Annotated in this window: 5 protein-coding genes; 1 reads left to right on the top strand and 4 read right to left on the bottom strand. The window is 50.6% G+C overall.

Annotated elements, in window-relative coordinates; genetic code table 11:
• Window positions 1–34 precede the first annotated feature (34 nt).
• The 3 genes from QZ303_RS10420 to QZ303_RS10410 are packed head-to-tail and all read right to left on the bottom strand — an operon-like array spanning window position 35 to window position 2,831.
• Window positions 35–409 (bottom strand): hypothetical protein, encoded by a 375-nt coding sequence (locus QZ303_RS10420; RefSeq protein ID WP_295732495.1) that lies wholly within the window; start codon window positions 407–409, stop codon window positions 35–37.
• A complete protein-coding gene (locus QZ303_RS10415) occupies window positions 406–2,313 on the bottom strand; it encodes an RHS repeat-associated core domain-containing protein (RefSeq protein WP_295732494.1) in 1,908 nt (635 codons plus the stop codon). Before QZ303_RS10415 ends, QZ303_RS10420 begins: the two co-directional genes overlap by 4 nt.
• 8 nt (window positions 2,314–2,321) lie before the next feature.
• Window positions 2,322–2,831: a hypothetical protein gene (locus QZ303_RS10410; protein WP_295732492.1), complete on the bottom strand. Its 510-nt coding sequence runs from the start codon at window positions 2,829–2,831 to the stop codon at window positions 2,322–2,324.
• 515 nt (window positions 2,832–3,346) lie between these two features.
• Between QZ303_RS10410 and htpG the strand changes: the two genes are divergently transcribed.
• On the top strand, window positions 3,347–5,404 hold the full coding sequence (htpG, locus tag QZ303_RS10405; protein WP_295732490.1) for a molecular chaperone HtpG: 2,058 nt from the start codon (window positions 3,347–3,349) through the stop codon (window positions 5,402–5,404).
• 188 nt (window positions 5,405–5,592) lie between these two features.
• On the opposite strand, the gene QZ303_RS10400 is transcribed toward htpG, so the two are convergent.
• Entirely contained in the window at window positions 5,593–7,488 is a 1,896-nt protein-coding gene (locus QZ303_RS10400) for a C10 family peptidase (RefSeq protein ID WP_295732497.1), read from the bottom strand.
• Window positions 7,489–7,537 lie beyond the last annotated feature (49 nt).

Here is a 7,537-nt window from a genome sequence, read left to right as displayed (position 1 = left end):
GAATCGGTCCTATTTTTCAATCGCCCTCTAAAGTTTAGCGGACAGTAATAATTGTCATAGAATCACGCTTATAGGCAATCGGATATATTGCAGAAGGTCTGCCGCTATGAGACGAGATACCATAAAATAAAGTGTCATATACGACTCCAAGAGGTTTACCATATATTTCGCACATTTCTTCAAAGCTTTTGCCAGAGATATGCAGTCCGTTATACAATATGAAATCAGGCGAATACACAATGGTCGTATCACCTTCTCCTATCCATGAGTATTCTCTCATATACTGCGTGATACCATAATCCTTGTAAATATCTACAAGAATATCTCTTTTTGACTTTGTGCTTTCACAAGATGCCATCGCAGCCGATAAAACGGCCATAAGCATCAGTAGTATATCAACCCTATTCATCGTTCTCTATTATTCTTATTAATACGCCAAATATAATTCCAGCTACCACGAATGCTGTTAAGGAACGGATATCGTAATGCTTTAGATTGTATCTGAGAGCCATGATAGACCTTCAATCCCGGTTCAAATAATGGCTTTAGATTACGTTTCTCTACCCATCCACAGCCTGCTTTTTCTGCCATTATATTTCCATGCCATCCTGGATTAGCCTTATTTGTAAACTTATCATAACGATCTTTCAACCCTAATATATGACCCAGTTCATGACTGATAGGATTATCAAACTTAAATTCAATGTCAGACGTACTCCTTATAATCCCAGTTCTATTCTCACGAATAGATGAAGTCTGTTCAGGATTATCTGTCACTTCCAAATAATTACTCCTTCCATCTCTCTCCTTTAGCTGGTCATACTGCTTCACGGAAACATTTATATCCCAAACTACTTGGTACTCTGTGCCTTGGTAATTATATGTAGTCATGCTACCCCATGTGTTCATGATATCGGCCTGATAGATATTGGCCAGTTCTCGTGTCGCCAATGCTCCCATAAGATATATGTCGGCTGACACCGTGATTGTCCTGCCGCTAAAGGTGATTATGGCATCGTTGCCGTCGGGGTCGCGGAAGCGGACTGGGTTGCAGAGACCATAATGGTAGGGAGTGAAAGGATAATGGTTGGCATACTTGGAGTCGATGGAGGTGAAGCGGCAGAGGACGGGATCGTAGTGGCGGTTGAGGAGGTCGTAGAAGGAGTGGCGTCCATAGCTTTCGAGGCGTGAGCCTTGGAAGAGAGGCTTGTCCTCGGGTGTGCCGTATTCCTCGCCGAACAGAGAGCCGCCGGGGTAGTAGTGCACGGCGCTGACGAGACTGAGGGTGTCGGAGACCACGCAGCGCACGTTCCCCTGGTAGTCGTTGAGCTGGTAGTGGTGGCGGCCGCCCTCGTAGTAGCCCACAGGGGTGACGATACGCGACAGGCTGCCGTTGCGGTACTCGTAGTTGCCGCAGTAGGCATAGTCCATATGCGGGGTCCGTGCAAGAATGTCATCGACTCTACCAAGGCTGTCGCGACGATTGCCCGGAGGCCAAAGTACGCTTATCGCTTGGGGCGAGGAACTGCCCGAAAGAGCCGGCTGCGCTCCGACCGGCGACGGAAAGACAGGGCGAGGGGTTATGATTGAGTCGAGACGAGGAGGGAGACTGTCCCATGGATAATGATACCCCGGTCGTAAGGAGTCGGGATAAATCGGCACGAGCGGCTCATCACGTTTATAGATTAATTCGTAGTTGTAGGCCATCGAGCGCTTGTGCAGCACACCCGTGGCATCGTAGGAATACTTGGCCAGATAGTCTATCGCACGTCCGGTGGAGTATTGAGCAACAGAGGGGTTGCCGCAGCGGTCGTAGGTGAAGCTCTCGTCGCGCAGGCCGTCCTCGACAAGGCGGCCGGCGGCATCGTAGTTGAAGCCTACGCTCTTGCTCTCTTTCAATGCGCCGATCACAGAGTTGTCCATCGTAGAGACCGTGGCCGTGTTCGGGGCTACAGTCGCCGACAGCATCTGCGCGCCACGGTTTTCGAAAACGATGTCCTTCACCGGCCCGAACGACAGCTTCTTTTCCAGATTAGAGACCCTCTGACGGTCGGTCAGGCCACAGGCCTTGAGCGTGGCGAGGTTGCTCCCCGCATCGTAGGTGCGGTACTCCGAATAGTCCGGGGAATCGGCTATGAGAGTCGCCGGGCGGCTTCCCGTCTCGCCGTAGACCGCCGACACCAACCGGTCCGCCCCGTCGTAACTGTAGGTATAGCCGCGCCACAGACCGTACACATCACGATGCCGTTCCTTGGGCATGGATTGAGCCACAATCCACATCAATCCGGGTGTTCCAAACCGCAAATCACTCATACCCTACCCTATGATTGGTTTTTCATCTGAATGGAGCCGGGCAGCAAGTCCTGCCTGAAGAATTCCTCCCCGTCCTCAAACTTATAGTAGATGAGTCCGTGTTCCTTGCTCCATACGCCCTCCTTTACCTTATTCGGAATATCATATCCATATTCAGAATAAGCTATATTTATAGAATCCATGACTAAGATTTCTCTATCATATGTATTCATTGGGTATTTTAGATATGATTTGCCCAAAGTCAGACTGAAATACAACGAATCGTCCAGTTCTTTCTCAAAAAAAGCAAGCCCATGAAACTTTTCAATGTTATGGTGAAGGATAAACCGATATCCGCCATTGGCCCTATACGTAGACCCTCCCGCTTCACTAAAATAAAACGGATTTTTACTATTAAATAATATTATCTCCTTAATGGACAATGTATCAGTATTACCAACATTAGAGACAAATAGTACATATTCTCCGTTGCCATATACATTTATCCACTCCATATCCTCATCTGAAAGATGAGTCATCCGAGTATATACACAACTCGACAGACATAAGATGCATAAGATGCATCTTATAATCACATAGATATTAATATTAAACCTAATCACTCTATTTCAGTTTTATGTATGCCTTAATATCCAATAACCTCATTTTATCATATGGCACTCGGAGTCGTGCAGCAATGGGCGACTTGAAAGGATGAATAAGTGGAGGTTGAGTAGATTCCATGTCGTATGGATTTTTAAGGTTTTCACAAATCTAACCAAATCCACGACAGAATCCAAATATATATTGTTACAATTCTAATAATTTCAAAAGTATTCCCCCGAATATTGAAATGCGCCAATAGGCGATTGCCACCAACAGACTCCGACGGGGAGGTCGGACAAAATGGCAGTGGATTTAGGGAAATTTAACGCGGGGAGAGGTTGGCACGGGGTTTGCCGATTGTTATGTATGGAATGAGGCAGCAGTTTCCACCTACCGCCAGGACATCTAAGATTTCCAATAAAATAAAATCAATAACCAAAATATACCCATGGATACCAAGACAGGTAAAATCGGGGTGACTACCGACAACATCTTCCCCGTAATCAAGAAGTTTCTATACTCCGACCACGAGATTTTCCTACGCGAGCTGGTGAGCAACGCCATCGACGCCACCCAGAAACTGCGCACGCTCTCGTCGTTCGGCGAATACAAGGGCGCGCTCGATGACATGGCCGTGCGCGTCACCGTAGACAAGGAGGGCGGCACGCTCACCGTCAGCGACCACGGCATCGGCATGACTGCCGAGGATATCGACAAATACATCAACCAGATAGCATTCTCCGGTGCCGAAGAGTTCCTGGCCAAGTACAAGGACAAGGCTGAGAACATCATCGGCCACTTCGGGCTCGGATTCTACTCGGCCTTCATGGTGGCAAAGAAGGTGGAGATCCGCACCCTCAGCTACAAGGAGGGCGCGCAGGCCATGATGTGGTCGTGCGACGGCTCGCCCGAGTACACCATGGAGCCGATTGACAAAAAGGAGCGCGGCACAGACATCGTGCTCTACATCGATGACGACAACAAGGACTTCCTCGAACAGGCGTGCATCGACACTCTCCTGAAGAAATACTGCCGCTTCCTCCCCGTGCCCGTCATCTCCGGGAAGGAGCAGGAATGGAAGGACGGCAAGATGGTAGACACCGACCGCGACAACGTAATCAACAACACCGAGCCGGCATGGACTAAGAAGCCTGCCGACTTGACCGACGACGACTACCGCGCGTTCTACCGCGAGCTGTATCCCGGCCAGGATGACCCTCTCTTCTGGATCCACCTCAACGTCGACTACCCCTTCACCCTTACAGGCATCCTCTACTTCCCCAAGATCAAGAGCAACATCGACATCAACCGCCAGGGACGCATACAGCTCTACTGCAACCAGGTGTTCGTCACCGACTCTGTCGAGGGCGTCGTGCCTGAGTTCATGATGCTCATGCAGGGTGTGATAGACAGCCCCGACATCCCCCTAAACGTCAGCCGTTCATATCTGCAAAGCGACTCCGCAGTGAAGAAAATCTCCGGCTACATCACCCGAAAGGTGGCCGACCGTCTCGAAGAGATTTTCACGCAGAACCGCGCCGACTTCGAGGCCAAGTGGGACGACATCAAGATATTCATCGAATACGGCATGCTCACCGACGAGAAGTTTGCCGACCGCGCCAAGAAGTTCGTCCTGCTGAAGGACACCGAGGGCAAATTCTTCACCCTCGATGAGTACAAGACCCTAATCGAGCCTTCGCAGACCGACAAGGACGGCACGACTGTCTATCTTTACACCACCGACCCGACGGCCCAGTACAACTACATCAACGCCGCCACCGAGCGCGGCTACGACGTGCTCGTCATGGACGGTCAGCTCGACTCCCACTTCATCGGCCTGCTTGAGCAGAAAGTGGAAAAGAGCCGCTTCGTGCGCGTCGACTCCGACGTGATCGACAACCTCATCGCCAAGGAGGACCGCAAAGTGGCCGACCTCACCGCACTGCAGCGCAACGAGCTTACCACCATCTTCCGCTCGCAGATCCCCGCCGTGGAGAAAGCCGAGTTCCTCGTAAGCTTCGAGGCCCTCGCCCCCACCGCCGCACCGGTGATGATCACACAGAACGAATACATGCGACGCATGAAGGACATGGCGGCCATGCAGCCAGGCATGGCATTCTACGCCGACATGCCCGACAACTACAACCTCATCGTCAACACCGAGCATCGCCTCGTGAAGGAGCTGCGCGACGCCGCAGCACAGGCGCTCGACGCCACGGTACAGCCCATGGAGGCCGACATCGAGGCAGCCAACGCCGAGATCACCCGTCTGCGCGACGCCGCCAAGGCCGCAGGCGACAAGAAGGACGCCGAGACCGACAAGCAACTCGCCGACCTCGAAAAGAAAGTTAGCGAACTGCGCGAGAACGAAAACAAGGCCATCGCCGACTACGCCGCCACACAGCCGCGCGTAAAGCAGCTGATCGACCTCGCCCTCCTCGGCAACGGCCTTCTCCGAGGCTCCGCCCTATCCTCCTTCATCTCCCGCTCGGTCGACCTCCTCTAAACCAAAGCCCGACCAAGAACGGACCGGTCGGACATTTCAGACTGGTAAGACAAGTCCGACCTGTCTGACTTGTCTTACCGACCCGACCGATTCGATCGGTCTATCCTGCCCATCCCCCCAACGCAACTCGCCCGTAAAGCGCCATGGCGCTTTACGGGCGAGTCGTTTTTTCAATGGAAGGCTTAAGATCAGCGTACCGCGATCTTGCGGTTGCCAACCACGTAGATGCCCGGCGCAAGCTGCGCTTCGCCATAGCGGCCGGCCACCATGCGGCCAGTCAGGTCGTACACCGGAAGCTCCGGATCAACACCATCGGCATTCCCGTCGCTCAATACATCGTCGATTGCGGAAGCCTCCCCTATCGTGCCCCAAATTTCTTTATCAGCGATACCGCCAGATGTGGTATATAACTGAGCGACATATCTTATTCCCGGACGAGCCATATCACTTGTAAACGTCACATGCCAGTGATATGTATCTCCAGGGAATAAACATACCTGTACTCCTTTATCATCCGCATTTTCAAAATTATAAGAATCAGAATTCCATAACCATAAACATGCCATGAGAGTCCGGTTATATAGTCCTTCATTACATTCCACCTCTATGTCAAAGGACATGTCATCGACCGGAACCACGTCACCGACATTTGCTGATGGCTTGAATGAATTAACTTTAAGAACGCCTGCACCGGGATATTCCTTGACCTCAATCGAATGAAGATCTGACAGCAACTTATTACCATTATCCGCCAGGATGGCAAGCACATAGTTACCCGGCACATGCTCCATGCCTTTTTTAAACACGAGATCGGTAGTCAAATCGAATTCACGACTTTCACCGGGATACATCCAGAACCTATAAGTCTTGCCTTCAGCCACAATCTGATAGCTGTCATCATCCCCGGCCTGCAAAAGCACGGGACGCAACACGTGGTTGATCTCATTTTCCTTATCCCCGTTAGATATGATTCCCGAAAGATTAAGAGCCAACGTATTTTCATTCAAGGGATTTGCCGTGTAAGTGACCGAAGGGACATTATCCAGTTCGACCGAAGGGAACTTCATGTCGGGAATAACCACGCTGCCGTTGCCCCACTCGTCAAACTCCAGATAGGCATATCCGGGTGTGTTTTCGGCATCGTGCCGCATGGGGGTCAAGCCTTCTCCATCCGTTGCAAAGGCTGGAATCACACGGTAGACCGCGTCCTTCACTTTATGCCCCCGTAAGTCATTCGCGCTTACCTCAAACTCAATATCTCTGACACCATATGTAGGCTTCAGTTCAATACCACGGTACTTTGTTACCGAAACCCTGTCATCGGTATCGTCTACATTCTCATATATCAATCCTGCATCGCATACCAGATTCCCGTTAACGGAGTTCCAAAAGGAGACATTAATACCCTTATTCCCGGATTTCGTAATATCCGAGACATACAAATAAACCGGCACTGAATAGCTGTAGTCATCCTTGTCGGGCACGATATTTACGATGGCCGACTGTCTGCGGTTGAAATCAGCGGCAGGAGGCAACAGATAATCTATAAGGAAATATCCGTCATATGAACCTGCCCATCCCCAGTTGAAATGGAAATAATCATCCTTGTAACCGTCAATCAGGAATGCATGTCCTCCGGAGCGGCCTGATCCGGAATAATAGACAGGATAACCCTCCTTTAGATTATCGTAAAGCATATCCTCCCACTCTTCCCGGGAGAACCGTTCCGAATCATGGCACTCAGCCTTTGAATAACCAAAATTCGTCCGTAACGCATTCAATGCATTCGTGATCGTAGCTCCTGAAAAGCCGAGGCTGTAATCCATCCCGACAGAGAATCCGCAGGCCACCATAAGTTGGGCCACGGCGTAGGCCTGATTATAATTGTAGTCGTCGGAATAGCTGTCAAGCATGTTGTCGTAGTCATACTTGATGTTCAGATTCATCGTGGTGCCCATAGCCTCTCCTTTACCTGTGCTGCGCTCCGGATAGCGGTGGTGGGCAATAATCTGCGCCATGGCCGTGGCCACGCAGCCGGTCACTGCAGGTTCTTCTTTACCCTCTTTGGGATTATAAAATTTTATTACTGTCCGCTAAACTTTAGAGGGCGATTGAAAAATAGGACCGATTCCA

It is taken from the genome of uncultured Muribaculum sp. (assembly GCF_910583865.1).
In the GTDB taxonomy this organism is placed as follows: domain Bacteria; phylum Bacteroidota; class Bacteroidia; order Bacteroidales; family Muribaculaceae; genus Muribaculum.
Note: the sequence above shows the minus strand (reverse complement) of the source record. Positions and strands in the feature narration are given on the sequence as shown.